The organism is Paraburkholderia caballeronis (assembly GCF_900104845.1).
Taxonomy (GTDB): Bacteria; Pseudomonadota; Gammaproteobacteria; order Burkholderiales; family Burkholderiaceae; genus Paraburkholderia; species Paraburkholderia caballeronis.
The window spans coordinates 263152-278719 of record NZ_FNSR01000003.1 but is presented as its reverse complement, the minus strand read 5'-3'; the positions used below and the strand labels follow the sequence as shown (position 1 = coordinate 278719).

Below are 15568 nucleotides of genomic sequence, written 5' to 3'. Positions count from 1 at the left end.
CGCTGAAGCGCTAACTCCGATCGACAGGAGACCCGCATGACCACCCCATTCGTCACGATCGAGCGCAGCGGCGCGCTGCTGGACGTCGTGCTCGACCGCCCCGACAACGGCAATCTGATCGACGCGGCGATGAGCGAAGCGATCATCGAAGCCGTCACGACGATCGACGACGACGTGAAGCTCGTCCGCATCCTGAGCAGCGGCCCCGACTTCTGCAAGGGCCGCCAGTCGCCGATGCCGCCGAAGGACGCGAAGCCGTCCGCCGAAACGCTGCGCCGCGTGGTCGCCGCGCCGCCGCTCGCGCTGTACGACGCGCTGAAGGCGGTGCGCGTGCCGGTCGTGTCGGTGGTGCGCGGCGAGGCGCTCGGCGTCGGCTGCGCGCTCGCCGGCGTCTGCGACGTCGCGCTCGCGGCGGACGACGCGGTGTTCCAGATCCCCGAGATGGAACGCGACATCCCGCCGACGCTCGTGATGTCCGCGTTGATCGGCCGCGTGCCGGTCAAGACCGTCGCGCACATGGTGCTGAGCCGCATCCGGCTCGACGCGGCCGAAGCATTGCACGCCGGGCTGGTGAGCCGCGTGGTGCCGGCCGCCGACCTCGACGCCGAAGCCGACGCGCTCGCGACCACGCTGCTCGGCTGCAGCGCGGTCACGCTGCGCGCGGTCAAGCAGTTCCTGCATCTCGCGCCCGAGATGCCCGCGAGCGGCGCGAGCGGCTTCGCCGCGCATCTCGCGGCGACCGCGCTGTCCGCGCGCTTCTGAGCGCGGCGCGACGGCGCGCATGACGTCCGTGACGCGCGCCGTCGCAGCCGGCCAACCCGATTCATCGACCCAGACACTGCGCACGCAGATGCGCGAGGAACCCAGATTGAGACCCAAGACAGCGATCCCCTCCACCGCAGACGGCGCGCCGGCCCCCGACCTCGAACGGTTCAGCCTGCGCCGCTTCCTCGAATCGCTCGACGACAGCGAACTCGAACGCCATGACGCGCCGGTCGATCTCGCGGACATCGCGGCGATCATGGAAGGCAACCCGCGCGCGGTGTGGTTCACGCGGCCGGCCGGCGGCGCGACGTCGCTCGCCGGCAGCGTCGCCGCGAGCCGCACGCGGCTCGCGAAGGCGTTCGACACGACCCCGCAGCGGCTGCTCGACACGGTCCGCGAGCGGCTGCGCGTGAAGGGCAAGCTGGTCGAGGTGAGCCGCGGCGAAGCGCCGGTCCAGCAGGTCGTATTGACCGGCGACGACTGCGACTTCACCGCATTGCCGGTGCATCTGCAACACGATCTCGACGGCGCGCCGTACATCTCGGCGTCGATCGACTTCGCGGTCGATCCGGAAACCGGCTGGACCAACGTCGGCATTCGCCGGCTGATGCTGCGCGGACGCCGCACGGCCGGCATCGATCTCGTCGCGCCGTCCGACCTGCGCGCGATCGCGATCGGCCACGCGAAGCGCGGCGAGCGCACGCCGATCGCGTTCGCGGTCGGCACGCATCCGGTCGATCACGTCGGCGCGACGATGCGCATTCCGGCCGACGAACTCGAACTCGTCGCGGCGCTGCGCGGCCAGCCGATGGGCGTGGTCAAGTGCGTGACGAACGACCTGCTGGTGCCGGCCGACGCCGAGTTCATCCTCGAAGGTTATCTGGACGAGCGCGGCCACGCGGAGCCGGAAGGCCCATATGGCGAGTTCCTCGGCTACTACGGCGGCATCAAGACGAACCCGGTGTTCCACCTGACGGCGATCACGCATCGCCGCGACGCGGTGTTCCAGACCTGCACGATCGGCGGCCGCTCGATGGCGCGCACCGACACCGCGCAGCTCGCGGCGCTGCGCACCGAGGTCACGGTGTGGCGCGCGCTGGAAACGGCGGTGCGCGAGGTGAAGGCCGTCTATGCAAACCCGGCGACGGGCGGCATGTTCAACGTGCGGATCGCGATGCAGCAGCGCGTGCCGGGCGAGGCGCGCAACGCGATCGCGGCGGTGTTCGCGTCGCTCGCGAACGTCAAGCACGTGTTCGTCGTGGACCCGGACATCGACGTGTTCTCCGACGAGCAGATGGACTGGGCGCTCGCGACGCGCTTCCAGGCCGACCGCGATCTGGTGTTGCAGGACAACATGCGCGCGATGCCGCTCGACCCGTCGCTGCTCGGCGCGACGAAAACCGCGAAGGCGGGTTTCGACCTGACGCTGCCGCTGCTCGCGCCGGGCGCGCAACGCGACCTGGAGCACCGCGTGCCGACGCCGCCCGCGTATCAGGGCGCGCGCTTCGATTCGCTCGAAGCCGCGCTCGAACACGGACCGAAGCGGTTCTCCGAACTGATGGCCGCGACCGGCACGCGCGACGGCCGCGAAGTCGTGCGCTGGCTGGAGGACACCGCGCAGCATCGCACCATCGCGCGCGACGCCGAAGGACGCTACGCGTTCGCGTGAAGCACCGACGGCCGCCGCGCGCGCATCCCGGGCGCGCGGCGGCCGCCCCCGGCGGACGGGATAGAATCGGGCATGCCCACCGCCCGATGCACGAAGGATCTGTCGTAGATGAACCTGTCCCTCAAACAACTGAAAGTCTTTCTCGGGGTCGCGAACGCGTCGAGCTTCACGAAGACCGCGCAGAGCATGCACCTGAGCCAGGCCGCGCTCAGCGCGATCATCCGCGAGCTGGAAACGCAGCTGCAATGCCGGCTGCTGGAACGCACGACGCGCACCGTGTCGCTGACCGAGGCGGGCCGCGTGTTCTACCCGACCGCGATGAAGATCGTCGAGACGCTCGAAAAGTCGGTGATCGAACTGAACGAGCTGGGCCGCCAGAAGCAGTCGTCGCTGCTGCTCGGCTGCACGCCGATGATCGCCGCGAGCCTGATGCCGCCGGTGCTGTCGCGCTTTTCGAAGGTCTATCCGCACGCGCAGATCGAACTCGTGGACCGCGCGCCGGGCGAACTGCTGCAGATGGTCGAGGAAGGACATCTCGACGCCGCGTTCGGCGTGTTTTTCTCGCAGTTGTCCGGCATCGACCGCGTGCCGATCTTCCCGACGCATCTGGTCGCCGTATCGGCGCTCGACGACGACGGGCCGGACCGGCGCGGCGGGAACGGCATCCGCTGGACCGCGCTCGAAGGCCGCCCGCTCATTACGCTGCCGAAGGACAACCCGCTGCAACGGCTGATCGAGGCGACGCTGTCGAAGGAAGAAGTGAACGTGAGCCGGCGCATCGTCGTCGGCCATCTGCAAACCGCGGTCGCGATGGCGCAGGAAGGGCTCGGCACGGCGGTGATGCCGTCGTTCTGCCGACACATCTGCAGCCGCTATCGCGTGCGGATCGACATGATCCGGCCGGAGGTCGCGCTGTCGTTCTACCGGATCACGCGGGTCGGCCGCGACACGCTCGCGGTGCTCGACCAGTTCACCGAGATGTTCACCGAGACCGCGCAGGAAGATCCCGCGCCCATCATCGCGGACGAACTGGACTGACGCGGTGGCGTGGCGGCTCGCCGGCCGCGACGGTGCCTGCCGCCGCGGCGGTCAGGCCGCGCACAGCGCGCCGGCGGACGCGCCGATGTCGCGCGCGGCCTTCGCGGCCGCGACCTGCGCCATCGCCGGCAACGCGACGCCGTTTTTCGCGGCGGTCACTTCCGCGAGGATCGACACCGCGATCTCCGGCGGCGTGCGGCTGCCGATGTAGATGCCCGCCGGCCCATGCAGCCGCGCCAGTTCGGCTTCCGAAAGATCGAATTCCTTCAGCCGTTCGCGGCGCGCCGCGTTGTTGCGCCGCGAACCGAGCGCGCCGACGTAGAACGCCGGCGTCTTCAACGCTTCCATCAGCGCGAGGTCGTCCAGCTTCGGGTCGTGCGTGAGCGCGATCACCGCGCAACGCTCGTCGAGCTTCATGTCGAGCACGGTGTCGTCGGGCATCGTGCGCACGAGTCTCGTGCCGGGCACGTCCCACACGTCCGTGTATTCGTCGCGCGGATCGCAGACGGTCACCTGATAATCCAGCCCCGCCGCGATCTGGCAAAGATAGCGCGACAGTTGCCCCGCGCCGATCACGAGCAGCCGGTAACGCGGGCCGTGAATCGTGACGAACCGCCTGCCGTCGAACGCGACGCCGTCGGTCGTCCGCGCGGCGGACAAGAGCGCGACGCCGGTCGTCATGTCGAGCGTGCGCGCGACGAGTTCGCCCGCCTCCACGCGCTGGCACAACGCGGCCAGCCCGCGCGCGTCGGCGAGCGGTTCGAGCACGAGTTCGATCGTGCCGCCGCACGGCAGGCCGAAACGATGCGCCTCGTCCGCGCTGATGCCGTAACGGACCGACTGCGGCTTCTGGTCAACGACGCCGTGACGGCGCACGCGGTCGATCAGGTCGTCCTCGATGCAGCCGCCCGACACCGAGCCGGCGACCACGCCGTCGTCGCGCACGACGAGCATCGACCCTTCCGGACGCGGCGACGAGCCCCATGTCTTCACCACCGTGACCAGCAGCACGCGATGACCCGCGTCGATCCAGCGGATGCTGGCCTTCAGGACTTCCAGATTCACGCTGTCCATGATCGTCTCCTGCATGGCGCGCACGGGCGCAACGCATCGGCCGACACCGGGGAGACGACGGAGGACTGACGACAGCGACGCGCGGGCGCGCAGATACGAAAGCCGGGCGTGCATGCGCCCGGTCTGGATTCGCAGTGTAAACAAGCGGCGACGCGCCGGGAATCAGCGAATTTCTATCGGTTCATCGGACCGCCCGATCAATGCGGCGACGTGGTTTCCGCCGCCTGACGGGCCGCGTCGCGCGCCGCGGCGAGCTTCTGTTCGGCAGCCTGAAGATGTTCGGGATAGTCGTGCTGGTCGTCGATCACCGGATCGTAACCGGCCTGCTGGAGCGCAACGAATTCCGCCTTCACCTGCTGGCGCGTAACGGGGGTCGCCGTCTGCGCGGCGGCGGTCGAGATGAGCGCCATCGATCCGAGCGGGAGAAACACGAGACGCGCGAGAAACACGACACGCGGCGAAACCGCAAACAGTCTGGTCATCATGAAAAGTCCTGGGGAATGGTGCTGGGCGGCATCCGCTTGCGCCGGGATGCCGACGAACGATCGCGTCCCCATCTTGCCGCGACCGCCCGGTCCTGCCTTTGATCCTGCTCTGCCGATCCGCGATCCGGCGTGTTTCGTCGTCGCGGCAGGATCGAACGCGTGCGTCGCGCCGATCCTTCCGTGCGTCATGCGTTGCCGAGTCCGTCGAGCACCGCGTGCGTGTGTTCGCCGAGTTCCGGCGCGCGCAGGGTCGGCCGGCCGGGTTCGTCCGCGAAACGCAGCGGCGTGTTCAGATGGCGGAAGCCTTCCGCATCGGTCATCACCATGCCGCGCGCCGACACGTGCGGATGCTTCAGCGCGTCGGCATAGTCGAGCACCGGCGCGCAACTGATCGAATGCGCGGCCATCCAGTCGAGCCATTGCGCAAGCGGCTGCTGCGCGAACGCGCCGGCGAGGAAATCGCGCAGCGGCTGCTGCGCGGCGCCGGGCGGCCCGAGCGCGACGTCCACGAGATCCGGCCGGCCGAGCGCGCCGAGCAGCGCGCGCGCAAAACGCGGCTCGCCGGCGCCGATGCACAACCACTGGCCGTCGGCCGCCGCATACGGCTCCAGGATCGCGTGGCCGCGCGGCGCTTCCAGCGACGCGACGTCGTGATCGAACGCGTCGAAGATCGCGCCGGGCCGCGCGCTCAACGCGACGTCGTGCATCGACAGGTCGAGATGATCGCCGCGCCCCGTCGCGCGCGCGGCGAACAGCGCGATCGTCACGCCCGCGAGCGCGCAAAGCGCGCTGCCCCACGACGCGGTCGAAACGGCGGGCACAACCGGCGCATCGTTAATCCCGCGCCCGAGGGTGCCGGCCAGCGCCTGCACGGCCGGATCGTGGCCGGCGGCGTCGCGCAGCGGCCCGTTTTGCCCGAACGCGCTGATTGAGCAATAGACAAGACGCGGATTCAGCGCGCGCGCCGTATCGGGATCGATGCCGAGGCGCGTCGTCACGCCGGGGCTGAACGATTCGATCAGCACGTCGGCCTCGCGGATCAGCCGCAGCGCGCGGGCGCGATCCGCCGGCTCCTTCAGGTCGAGCACGACGCTGCGCTTGCCGCGATTGAGCACGGAGAACGAATCGCCCGCGCGCTGGCCGGGCCGCGTGCGGCGGCCGTGGCGCGTCGGGTCGCCTTCGGGCGGTTCGATCTTCACGACGTCCGCGCCGTGGTCGGCCATCATCGCCGACACCAGCGGACCGGCCATGAAGCGGGAAAAATCGAGTACGCGAATGCCGGAGAGCTTCAAGAAAGTGCCTGTTTTTCAGGTCTGAACGAAGAAACGATGCGCAGCGCGCCCAGACGGGCGCGCTGCTGCTGCATGCGGCGCGACGCGCGACGCGCGAACCGCGCCGCTCGCGTCCGTGCCGGTCAGCGGCCGGTGAAATTCGGCGGACGCTTTTCGATGAACGAGCGCACGCCTTCGGTCGAATCGCTCGTGCCGACAAGCGACGACTGCGCGAGCCGCTCGAACACGCGGCCCGTTTCCGTATCGAGGTTCTGGCAGGTGTTGGTCACGTGCTTGCCGATGCCGACAGCCTGCGGCGCGCCCTTCATCAGCAGCTTCGCGAACGCGAACGCTTCCGCTTCGAGCTGGTCGTGCTCGACCACGCGGCGCACGAAACCCATCTCGCGGATTTCGGCCGCATCGACGGTGCGGCCCGTCATCACGAGGTCCTTCACGTTCTCGATGCCGATCATCTGGATCATCCGCGAGCACGCGCCCGACGCGGGAATCACGCCGATGAAGATTTCCGGCAGCAGGAAGGTGGCCTGCTTCGACGCGAAGCGGAAGTCGCACGACGCCGCCAGTTCGATGCCGCCGCCCGCGCACACGCCGTTGATCGCCGCGATCACCGGCTTCTCGATCGACTCCAGGTCGTCCAGCATGTCGTGATTCGCGCGCACGTACGCGCGGTACTGCGGCAGCGGCATCCCGCGCTCGCCCTGCAGTTCCTTCACGTCGCGGCCGGCGCTGAAGCCGCGGCCCGAGCCGGTCAGCACGATCACGCGAACGCTGTCGTCGTAGTTGAGCCGCCACATCGCCGCGCGGATCTCGCCGATCATCGCCGAGTTGAACGCGTTCAGCTTGTCCGGGCGGTTCAGCGTCAGCTTCGCGATGCCTTCGACCGGCATCGTGATGGTGATCGTCTCAAACTCGTCCTTCTCGATCAGATAACCGCGCGGCCCCGCCGAGCGGTTCAGTTGCCATTCCATGAGATCTCCTTCCAGGTGTCCAAAACGATGAATCAATTCAGTCCTGCGACGCGGTCGCGAACTGGTCGCGAAGCTCGCGCTTCAGCACCTTGCCGACGCTGTTCAGCGGAAACTCGCTGACGAAATGCACCGCCTTCGGCGACTTGTAGCCCGCCAGCCGCTGGCGGGCGAACTGCATCAGTTCGGTCGGCGTCGCGCCGCCCTCTTCGCGCAGCACGACGATCGCCGTGACCGCCTCGCCCCACTCCTCGCTCGGCAGCCCGATCACGGCCACCGACTTGACCGCCGGATGCTCGGACAGCACCGCCTCGACCTCGGCCGACGACACGTTCATGCCGCCGGTCACGACCATGTCCTTCGCGCGATCGACCGCGTACAGATAACCGTCGTCGTCGAGATACCCGACGTCGCCGGTGTACACCCACTCGCCGCGCAGCGTTTTCGTCGTGTCGTCCGGGCGGTTCAGATAACCCGAAAAGTTGCTGGCCGAGCGCACGGTGATTTCGCCGGGCTCGTTCGCGGGCAGCGGCGTGCCGTCCTTCAGGCTGCGGATGCAGATTTCCGCGTAACCCGCCGGGCGGCCGACCGACGCGAGACGGTTCGCTGCGTCGCCGTCGTTCAGCGCCGCGCGGTGGTCGTCGGGCATCAGATACGAAACCAGCCCGCCCATTTCGCCGCCGCCGAAGCCCTGGTAGAAGTCGCAGTCGAACGCGTCGAGCGCGCGGCGGATCGTGGCGGGCGGCATCTTCGCGCCGGTGTAGCCGAACAGCTTCAGCGAGCCGATCGCGTAGTCGCCCTTGCGCAGTTCTTCGGTCAGGCGGCTCACCATCGTCGGCACGCCGCACGTATGGACGACGCCATGCGCGGCGATCGCGTTCAGCACGACCTGCGGGTTGAAGTCGGGCATCAGCACGTTGGCGACGCCGTGATACGCGGCCGCGACCGACATCCAGATGCCCGCGCCCGAGAAGAGCGGCAGCATCTGCAGGAACGGGCCGCTTTCCGGCACCGGCACCTGCTTCAGGAAGTTGTCGATGCTCGACAGGATCTGGCGATGCGTGCCGAGGCATCCCTTCGGCGCGGCCGTCGTGCCGCTCGTGTAGCGGATCGTGCGGATGTCGTCGGGTTCGACGCCGGCTTCCGGCGCAGCGTCGGACGCGTTTTGCACCAGCGTGTCGAGGCTGAGCCAGCCGTCGCGCAGCGGCGCGTCGCCGCGCACGACGATGGTGGTATGGGGGCGCGCGATCACGTCGGCGAGCGCGGGCAGGAACTCGGCGTCGACGACGATCGCGTGCGGCTGCGAGTCGTCGAGCAGCACCGCGATTTCGGCCGGCGTGAGCCCGTAGTTGACCGGCACGGCGAGCACGCCGGCTTTCGCGAGCGCGAAGATCGTCTCGACCGCCGCCGCGCCGTTGCGGATCACCGTGGCGACGCGCGTGCCTTTTTTCAGCCCGAGCGACGCGAGTGCGTTCGCGATGCGATTGGTATCGAGATCGAGTGCGCGCCAGTTGATGATGCGCTCGCCTTCGATCAGTGCGGGCGCGTCGGGCGACACCCGTGCGTTGTGCGCGACGATGTCGCCGATTCGCAGATGAATCATGTTGCTGTCTCCCTATGTCGAACCCGCCTGGCGCTTTAACCCTGGCGGGTTCCTGGATCCTTTGCCGTGATGAAACCGCTCAATCAACAGGCGCTCATGTTATATCCACGCGTATATAACGAGAATCAAATTATCCTGGACGTGCCATAGGCATCGCCGAACAATTCGGCATTGAAAGTGCGATGGAAGGAGACGAGGGCTTGAATGCGACGAACGGCGCGTTGCAGCGCCGGTCATGGAGATTTTGCTGAAAGGCCTTGCGGGGCAAGGCCGATACGTGTTTCGGCAGGGCTAGACGCGTGGGGAAAAGCAGCCGGTTCGAAGGCGGCTTTATCGCGATTCATACGTGCTGGTTAGCGGCAACACCTCGCAGTCGTCACCGCGATTCTCGCCGGAACCGGTATTCGCGTCACCGCTCTATATCCGCCGGAATATTACGTCAAAAACCACGGGAATCCGAACGGACGCGGATCGCATCGCCAACCCGCGACGCGATCCGCGCCTTCGCTCACGACTGCGCGGCGACCTCGACGACGATCTTCCCGAACGCACCGCGCCGCAAATGCTCGAACGCCTGCGGCACCTGCCCGAACGGATACACCGCGTCGATCACCGGCTTGAGCCGATGCGCGTCGATCATCCGCACGAGGTCTTCGAGCGCGCGGCGCGGCCCGACCGAGAGGCCGACGATCGACGCGCGGCTGCCGAGCAGCGGCATGGTCGGCACGTCCATCCGGTCCGATTCGAGCAGGCCGATCACGGAGATCCGGCCGCCGGGCACGATCGCCTGCAACGAGCGCGCGAGGTTGTCGCCGCCCGCCATTTCGAGGATGTGGTCCGCGCCGCGTCCGCCGGTCAGGTCGAGCACCGCGTGCTGCCAGTCCGGCCGCTCGCGCCGGTTGATTCCCTGCACCGCGATCCCATGCTTCGCGCCCAGTTCGATCGCGCCCGCGAGTTTCGCGTCGCTGCTGCTCGTGACGATCACGCTCGCGCCGCTCGCCGCCGCGATCTGCACCGCGAACAGCGACACGCCGCCGGTACCCTGCACGACCACCGTCTGTCCCGCACGCAGATGGCCGGGTTCGACCAGCGCCATCCACGCGGTCAATCCGGCCACCGGCAGCGTGCTCGCTTCGAGCGCGTCGAGCGACGTCGGCGCAAACACGCACCAGTCGGCCGGCATCGCGACGTACTGCGCGAGCATTCCGTCGAGCGGGCCGCCCTGGGTCGGCGCGTCGGTCCACGATAGCGGCGCGCCGTCGATCCAGCCGGGGATGAACGCCGACAACACGCGGTCCCCGACCCGAAAGCGCGTGACGCCGTCGCCGGCCGCGATCACGCGGCCGGCCATCTCCGAAGCAGGCGTGAACGGGAACGTCAGCGGCACGCCCATGCCGTTTTCAACGATCTCCGCATCGCGGAAATTCAGCGACACCGCTTCGATTTCGACCAGAATTTCGCCCGCCTTCGGCACGGGCCGCGGCGCGACGCCCAGCGCGAGGCGGTCGAGGCCCAACGCCGGAATAGTCCAACGCTTCATCGTTTCGTTCATTGCCGTCCTCCTTGAACGACGCGTGCATCGGCATCCGTCGAGGCACGCCGTAGAGACTCACGCGCCGACGCCGACCCGCAGGTGCTGCCGCATCCACCCGTCCACGTCGAGCGCATCGAAGCCGCGCTGCGCGTTGAACGTGCGGCTCATCTCCCACGCGACGCCGCGCCCCGCCCCGAACACGACGCGATACTTGCGCAGCGTGTCGTCCGGCTGCGCGGCCAATTCGGCCTCCATCGCCGGCATCGTCCATGCGTCGCGCCGCAGCGGCCGCCCGACGAACTGCTCGACCTTGTCCGCGAGGCGGCCATAGGTGATCGTCTCGCCAGCCGTGTACACGACCTGGTTCGCGATGCGCGGCTCCGCGAACAGGATCTCTACCGTCAGCCGGCCGATGTCCTCCGGCGTCGTCACGGTGACCGCGTTGTCCCAGCCGCCGAGCGCGTGCACGGTGTCGCGCGCGAGATCGACGACGCCGAACGACGGCTCGAACAGGAAGCTCGTGAACATGCCGGTCGATACGATCACCCACTCGGTGTGCTGCTGCGCGCGCAGCAGGTCGCGCACGTCGAGTTGTTCGTCGAACAGGTCCTGTGCGCTGCCGCGGCCGATCACGTCGTAATCGACGCCGAACTGCCACGGAAAATAACGCGCGACGCCGGCGGCCAGCACCGCCTGCGCGATCCGGCGCTGCACGCCCGGACCCGCGCCGAAGCCGGTGCACGACACGATCGTGTCGAACGGGGCGAAGCGCGCCGCGAGCGCGTCGAGCGGTTCGGCGGCGAGGTCGCCGGCCACGATGCCGATGCCCAGCGCGCGCAGTTCGGCGATATCCTGCTGTTTCGCCGGATCGCCGGCCTCGATCGCGGATGGGCGCAACAGCACCGACACCGTGGCGCCCGGCGTGACGGCCGCGCGTTTCGCGAGATGACGCAGCATCGGCATGCCCAGTTCGCCGGCGCCGAGTACGAGAATGGCTTGAGAGTGCGACATGAATCCGCTCCTTGAAGGCGATAATGACGGCGGCGAACGTTGCGCCGAATGCGCAGCGACGCCGGACGAAGGAGAGCTTAGTGCGACGGACGCACGGCATTGTTCGCCGCCGCTGAATTCACCGCGCGCCCCGCGCGAACCGCCGCGCCAGACCCGCGACAACCGATACGGACACCGATGGACAAACTCCAGGCCATGACCGCTTTCGTGCGGGTCGTCGAGGGCCGCAGCTTCAGCAAGGCGGCCGAAACGATGTCGCTGCCGCGCTCGTCGGTCACCACGACGATCAAGTCGCTCGAACGGCATCTCGGCACCGTGCTGCTGCGCCGGAGCACGCGCACGCTGAGCCTCACCGACGCGGGCGCGCGCTACTACGAGCTGTGCCGCGCGGTGCTGGACGACATCGCGCGCGTCGAGGGCGATCTGCTCGCCGACCCGGCCGCGCCGAAGGGGCGCGTGCGCGTGGACATGCCCGGCGCCATCGGCCGCGCGCGGGTGCTGCCGCGGCTGCGCGAATTCGAGCAGCGGTTTCCGGGCATCGAACTGGTGCTCGGGCTGAGCGACCGTCCGGCGGACCTGATCTACGACGGCATCGACTGCGTGATCCGCACCGGCGAGCTGACCGACTCCACGCTGGTCGCGCGGCCGCTCGGTCAACTGCGCTGGCTCACGTGCGCCGCGCCGCGCTACCTGAAGGAACACGGCGAGCCGAAGCACGTGGACGATCTCGCCGCGCACCGGGTCGTCAACTACATCGCGAACGCGACCGGCCGGCCGATGAGCTGGCGCTTCAGCGTCGATGGGGAAGAACGCTCGCTGACGATGCCGAGCCGGTTCTCGATCAACGAGACCGACGCGTATCTGCAATGCGGGCTGGAAGGACTGGGGCTGATCCAGCTATCCGAGCTGGTCGCGTCGCCGTATCTGGAAACGGGACGCCTGAAGGAAGTGCTGGCCGACGCGCGCTGCGCGCCGGTGCCGATCTCGATCGTGTATCCGGACGGACGCAACGCGTCGGCGGCGGTAAAGACGTTCGTGGACTGGATCGTCGAGGTGTTTCGCCCCGCACCGGCCGTCGCGGCGACGCGCTAAAGGTTCATTCGACCACGTCGTTCACGTCGGTCAGCCGGATCATGTGCGGCCGCACGCGCGCGTCGTCGTCCGGCTCGACGACCGGCGGATGGATCAACGCATCGAGCCGCGCGCGCGTCGCGACGAATTCCGGCGACGTGAACTGCTCGTAGCCGCGCGGCCGCGGCACCGGCACCTCGATCAGTTCCTGCACCTCGCCCGGATTCGCCTTCAGCACGAGGATGCGGTCCGCGAGAAAGATCGCCTCGTCGAGATCGTGCGTGATGAACAGCACGGTGACATCGACGTTGCGCCAGATGTCGAGCAGGTGCGTCTGCATCTTCGCGCGCGTCTGCGCGTCGAGCGCGCCGAACGGCTCGTCCATCAGCAGGATCTTCGGCCGGTTCGCGAGCGCGCGCGCAATCGCGACGCGCTGCTTCATCCCGCCGGACAGTTGATGCGGATACGCGTTCGCGAACGCTTCGAGGCCGACCAGATCGAGCCACTGCATCGCCTCGCGTTCCGCCTCGCCCGCGCCCTGCCCGTTCATCCGCAGCCCGAACATCACGTTCTTCTTCACGGTGAGCCACGGGAACAGCGTATAACCCTGGAACACCATCCCGCGATCCGCGCCCGGCCCGCGCACCGCGTTGCCGTTCACGAGCACGTCGCCTTCGGTCTGCGTCTCCAGCCCCGCGAGGATGCGGATCAGCGTGGACTTGCCGCAGCCGGACGGCCCGATCACGCAGACGAACTCGCGCCGGTGCGTGGTGAAGCTGACGTCGTGCAGCGCGGTGTGCTCGCCCTGCGGCGTGACGAACCGCTTGCCGAGGCCGCGCACTTCGAGGATCGGCTCGCGCGCCTTCAGCCGCGCGAAGCGCTCGCGCACCGCGTCGGACTGGATCAGGTAGCTGGGAAGGGTTTGCGGGTTCAGCATGATGCGTCCTTTCAGATTGCTCGCGCGCTTACGCCTTCAGCGTGCGGTCCCACGGAAACAGCCGGCGGCCGAGCTGCGCGAGCACGAGGTCGGTGCCGAGCCCGATGATGCCGATCATCATGATCGCCGCGTACACGTTGTCGAAGTGCTGGTAGCGCGCCTGCTGCGTGATGTACCACGTGATGCCCGAACTCGTGCCGACCAGTTCCGCGACGATCAGGTAGGTCCACGCCCAGCCGAGCAGGATCCGCTGGTCGCGGTACAGGTCCGGCAGCACGCCCGGCACGACCACGTGCGTGAGCAGCTTGAGGCGCGTGGTGCCGAGCGTCATCGCCGCTTCGAGCAAGCCGTATTCGAGCTTGCGCGTCGTGTTCGCGATGATGAGCACCTGCTGGAACAGCGTGCCGATCACGATGATCGCGATCTTCGGCGCGTCGTAGATGCCGAGCACCGCGACCATCAGCGCGCCGAACGCGGGCGCGGGCAGGTAGCGGAAGAACTCGAAGAACGGCTCCTGAAGGCGGGCGAGCGCGCTGTAGGTGCCGCAGACGATGCCGAGCGGCACGCCGATCAGCGACGACACGACGAAGCCCCAGAAGATGATCTGGATGCTGTGCCACAGGCTCTGGTGCAGCCACACGCCGTCCTGCGACGGCGGCGGCGTCGTGAACGCGGTGTAGAACGCGCGCAGCACCTCGTGCGGCGCGGGCAGGTACACCGGATTCGCGCCCACGCCGGCCGGCAGCGCCGTGTGAGCGGCGCGCGCGTGTTCGAGTTCGTCGTCGAACACCGCGCGATCGACGCGCATCCCCGGCTGGAAATAATCGACGCTGCCCGGCTGCGTAATCATCACCTGCGGATGCCAGACGAACGGCACGTAGCTGACGATGCACCACACCAGGAGCGGCAACAGGAACGAGCCGATGCCCAGCGCCCACCGGCCGCGCGGCGACAACTCGCGGCGCACGGCAAACCATCCGTTCTGGCTGATCCCGGTCATGTCGTTCTCCAGCGGGGATGCGATTTCACTTCAGCGACGCCGTCACCGACGGATCGATGTACGTTTCCACGTCCTGCGAGGTCTTGTACACCGCGTACTTGACGTTGAACGCGTCGGCCGTGCTGCTCGAACCGTACAGCGAGCGGAAACCGGCCGCCTTGATGTACGCCTTCTGCGCTTCCGGCAGCGTCAGCAGGCGCGTACCCTTCAGCAGCGGCAGATACTGTTCCGGCGTGAGGCCGACGCGGCCCGCCATGATCTTCACCGCGTCCGGCTGCGTCGCCGGATCGTTGATGTAGTGGACGACGCGATACCAGACCTTCGCGAGCTTCTCCCAGTCGGCCTTGCGCGACGCGAGGCTCACCGGGTTCACCGCGAGCACGTCGTAGATCAGCCCCGGCTCGTCGGCCGACGTGAACACCGGCCGCGCGCCCGGCACCTGGCGCAGCGCCTCGCCCGCGTTCGGCTGCCACGCGGCGATCGCGGCGATGTCGGACGAGCCGAGCACCTGCGGCGTCTCGGTGGTCTTGGCATTGACGAGCGTGACGTCGCTTTCCTTCATCCCCGCGCGCTGCAGTCCGTCGAGCAGCAGCAGGTGATCGACGACGCCGATCTCGACGCCGATCTTCTTGCCCTTCAGGTCCTTCAGCGTGCGCGCGGGCGGCTTCGCGACAACCATGTCGTTGCCGTTCGAGTAGTCGGTGATCAGCGCCATCACGTTCTTCGCGCCGTTCGCGCCCATCGTCAGCGCGTCGCCGTTCGTGACGAGCACTGCGTCGAGCTTGTTCGCCGCGAACGCGTCCATCGACGCCGCGTAGTCGAACCAGTCGAACTGCACGTCGAGGCCCGCTTCCTTGAACCAGCCCTTGTCGAGCGCGACCTGCCACGCGACCCAGCCCGGCCAGTCGCTGTAGCCGACGCGCAGCGGCGCGGCCGAAGCGGCCTGCACGCCGGCCGCGAAAAGCCCGGCGGCGAGCGCGGCCGCGCCAGCGGCGCGCGCGAGCCAGCGGCGCGCGGCATGGACCGCGAAACCCGGGCCGGTGGCGCGATGGCCGGCGTCGGCCGGGGTCTCGGACGCGGAGGGGAAGTTCGTCTTCATGCGTGATCTCCAGGAGGAAAAGGAC

General features: G+C 68.4%; 14 protein-coding genes. 4 read left to right on the top strand and 10 right to left on the bottom strand.

The genetic code is table 11. The features are described 5' to 3' along the window. Positions 1 to 36: 36 nt before the first annotated feature. From BLV92_RS28045 to BLV92_RS28035, 3 genes are all read left to right on the top strand, one after another. Positions 37 to 762, top strand: a complete 726-nt coding sequence (locus tag BLV92_RS28045) for an enoyl-CoA hydratase/isomerase family protein (RefSeq protein WP_090551962.1) — start codon at positions 37 to 39, stop codon at positions 760 to 762. A gap of 106 nt (positions 763 to 868) precedes the next feature. After that, a complete protein-coding gene (locus tag BLV92_RS28040; protein WP_090551959.1) occupies positions 869 to 2434 on the top strand; it encodes a UbiD family decarboxylase in 1566 nt (521 codons plus the stop codon). Positions 2435 to 2542: 108 nt separating this feature from the next. Further along, positions 2543 to 3472: a LysR family transcriptional regulator gene (locus tag BLV92_RS28035; RefSeq protein ID WP_090551958.1), complete on the top strand. Its 930-nt coding sequence runs from the start codon at positions 2543 to 2545 to the stop codon at positions 3470 to 3472. Positions 3473 to 3523: 51 nt separating this feature from the next. Here BLV92_RS28035 and BLV92_RS28030 read toward each other — a convergent pair whose 3' ends face one another. The 7 genes from BLV92_RS28030 to BLV92_RS28000 form a co-directional block, all read right to left on the bottom strand. Continuing rightward, on the bottom strand, positions 3524 to 4546 hold the full coding sequence (locus BLV92_RS28030; protein ID WP_090553118.1) for an XdhC family protein: 1023 nt from the start codon (positions 4544 to 4546) through the stop codon (positions 3524 to 3526). A 197-nt stretch (positions 4547 to 4743) separates the two neighbouring features. After that, entirely contained in the window at positions 4744 to 5031 is a 288-nt protein-coding gene (locus BLV92_RS28025; protein WP_244283961.1) for a DUF4148 domain-containing protein, read from the bottom strand. 185 nt (positions 5032 to 5216) lie between these two features. After that, positions 5217 to 6323 carry a CaiB/BaiF CoA transferase family protein gene (locus tag BLV92_RS28020; protein WP_134042666.1) on the bottom strand — a complete coding sequence of 369 codons (1107 nt, stop codon included), beginning with the start codon at positions 6321 to 6323 and terminating at the stop codon, positions 5217 to 5219. A gap of 122 nt (positions 6324 to 6445) precedes the next feature. Beyond that, the gene (locus BLV92_RS28015; RefSeq protein ID WP_090551952.1) at positions 6446 to 7291 is read right to left on the bottom strand and encodes an enoyl-CoA hydratase/isomerase family protein; all 846 of its coding nucleotides are present in this window, start codon (positions 7289 to 7291) and stop codon (positions 6446 to 6448) included. Between the two features lie 37 nt (positions 7292 to 7328). Beyond that, positions 7329 to 8891: an AMP-binding protein gene (locus BLV92_RS28010; protein WP_090551950.1), complete on the bottom strand. Its 1563-nt coding sequence runs from the start codon at positions 8889 to 8891 to the stop codon at positions 7329 to 7331. Positions 8892 to 9399: 508 nt separating this feature from the next. After that, the gene (locus BLV92_RS28005; protein WP_090551948.1) at positions 9400 to 10443 is read right to left on the bottom strand and encodes a zinc-dependent alcohol dehydrogenase family protein; all 1044 of its coding nucleotides are present in this window, start codon (positions 10441 to 10443) and stop codon (positions 9400 to 9402) included. Positions 10444 to 10500: 57 nt separating this feature from the next. After that, a complete protein-coding gene (locus tag BLV92_RS28000) occupies positions 10501 to 11436 on the bottom strand; it encodes an aromatic alcohol reductase (protein WP_090551945.1) in 936 nt (311 codons plus the stop codon). Positions 11437 to 11613: 177 nt separating this feature from the next. Between BLV92_RS28000 and BLV92_RS27995 the strand changes: the two genes are divergently transcribed. Then, positions 11614 to 12528: a LysR family transcriptional regulator gene (locus tag BLV92_RS27995; RefSeq protein WP_090551944.1), complete on the top strand. Its 915-nt coding sequence runs from the start codon at positions 11614 to 11616 to the stop codon at positions 12526 to 12528. A gap of 4 nt (positions 12529 to 12532) precedes the next feature. Here BLV92_RS27995 and BLV92_RS27990 read toward each other — a convergent pair whose 3' ends face one another. The 3 genes from BLV92_RS27990 to BLV92_RS27980 are packed head-to-tail and all read right to left on the bottom strand — an operon-like array spanning position 12533 to position 15543. Further along, a complete protein-coding gene (locus BLV92_RS27990) occupies positions 12533 to 13444 on the bottom strand; it encodes an ABC transporter ATP-binding protein (protein ID WP_090551941.1) in 912 nt (303 codons plus the stop codon). Positions 13445 to 13472: 28 nt separating this feature from the next. Beyond that, entirely contained in the window at positions 13473 to 14444 is a 972-nt protein-coding gene (locus tag BLV92_RS27985; RefSeq protein WP_090551939.1) for an ABC transporter permease, read from the bottom strand. Positions 14445 to 14469: 25 nt separating this feature from the next. Further along, a complete protein-coding gene (locus tag BLV92_RS27980; RefSeq protein ID WP_090551937.1) occupies positions 14470 to 15543 on the bottom strand; it encodes an ABC transporter substrate-binding protein in 1074 nt (357 codons plus the stop codon). Positions 15544 to 15568: the final 25 nt, after the last annotated feature.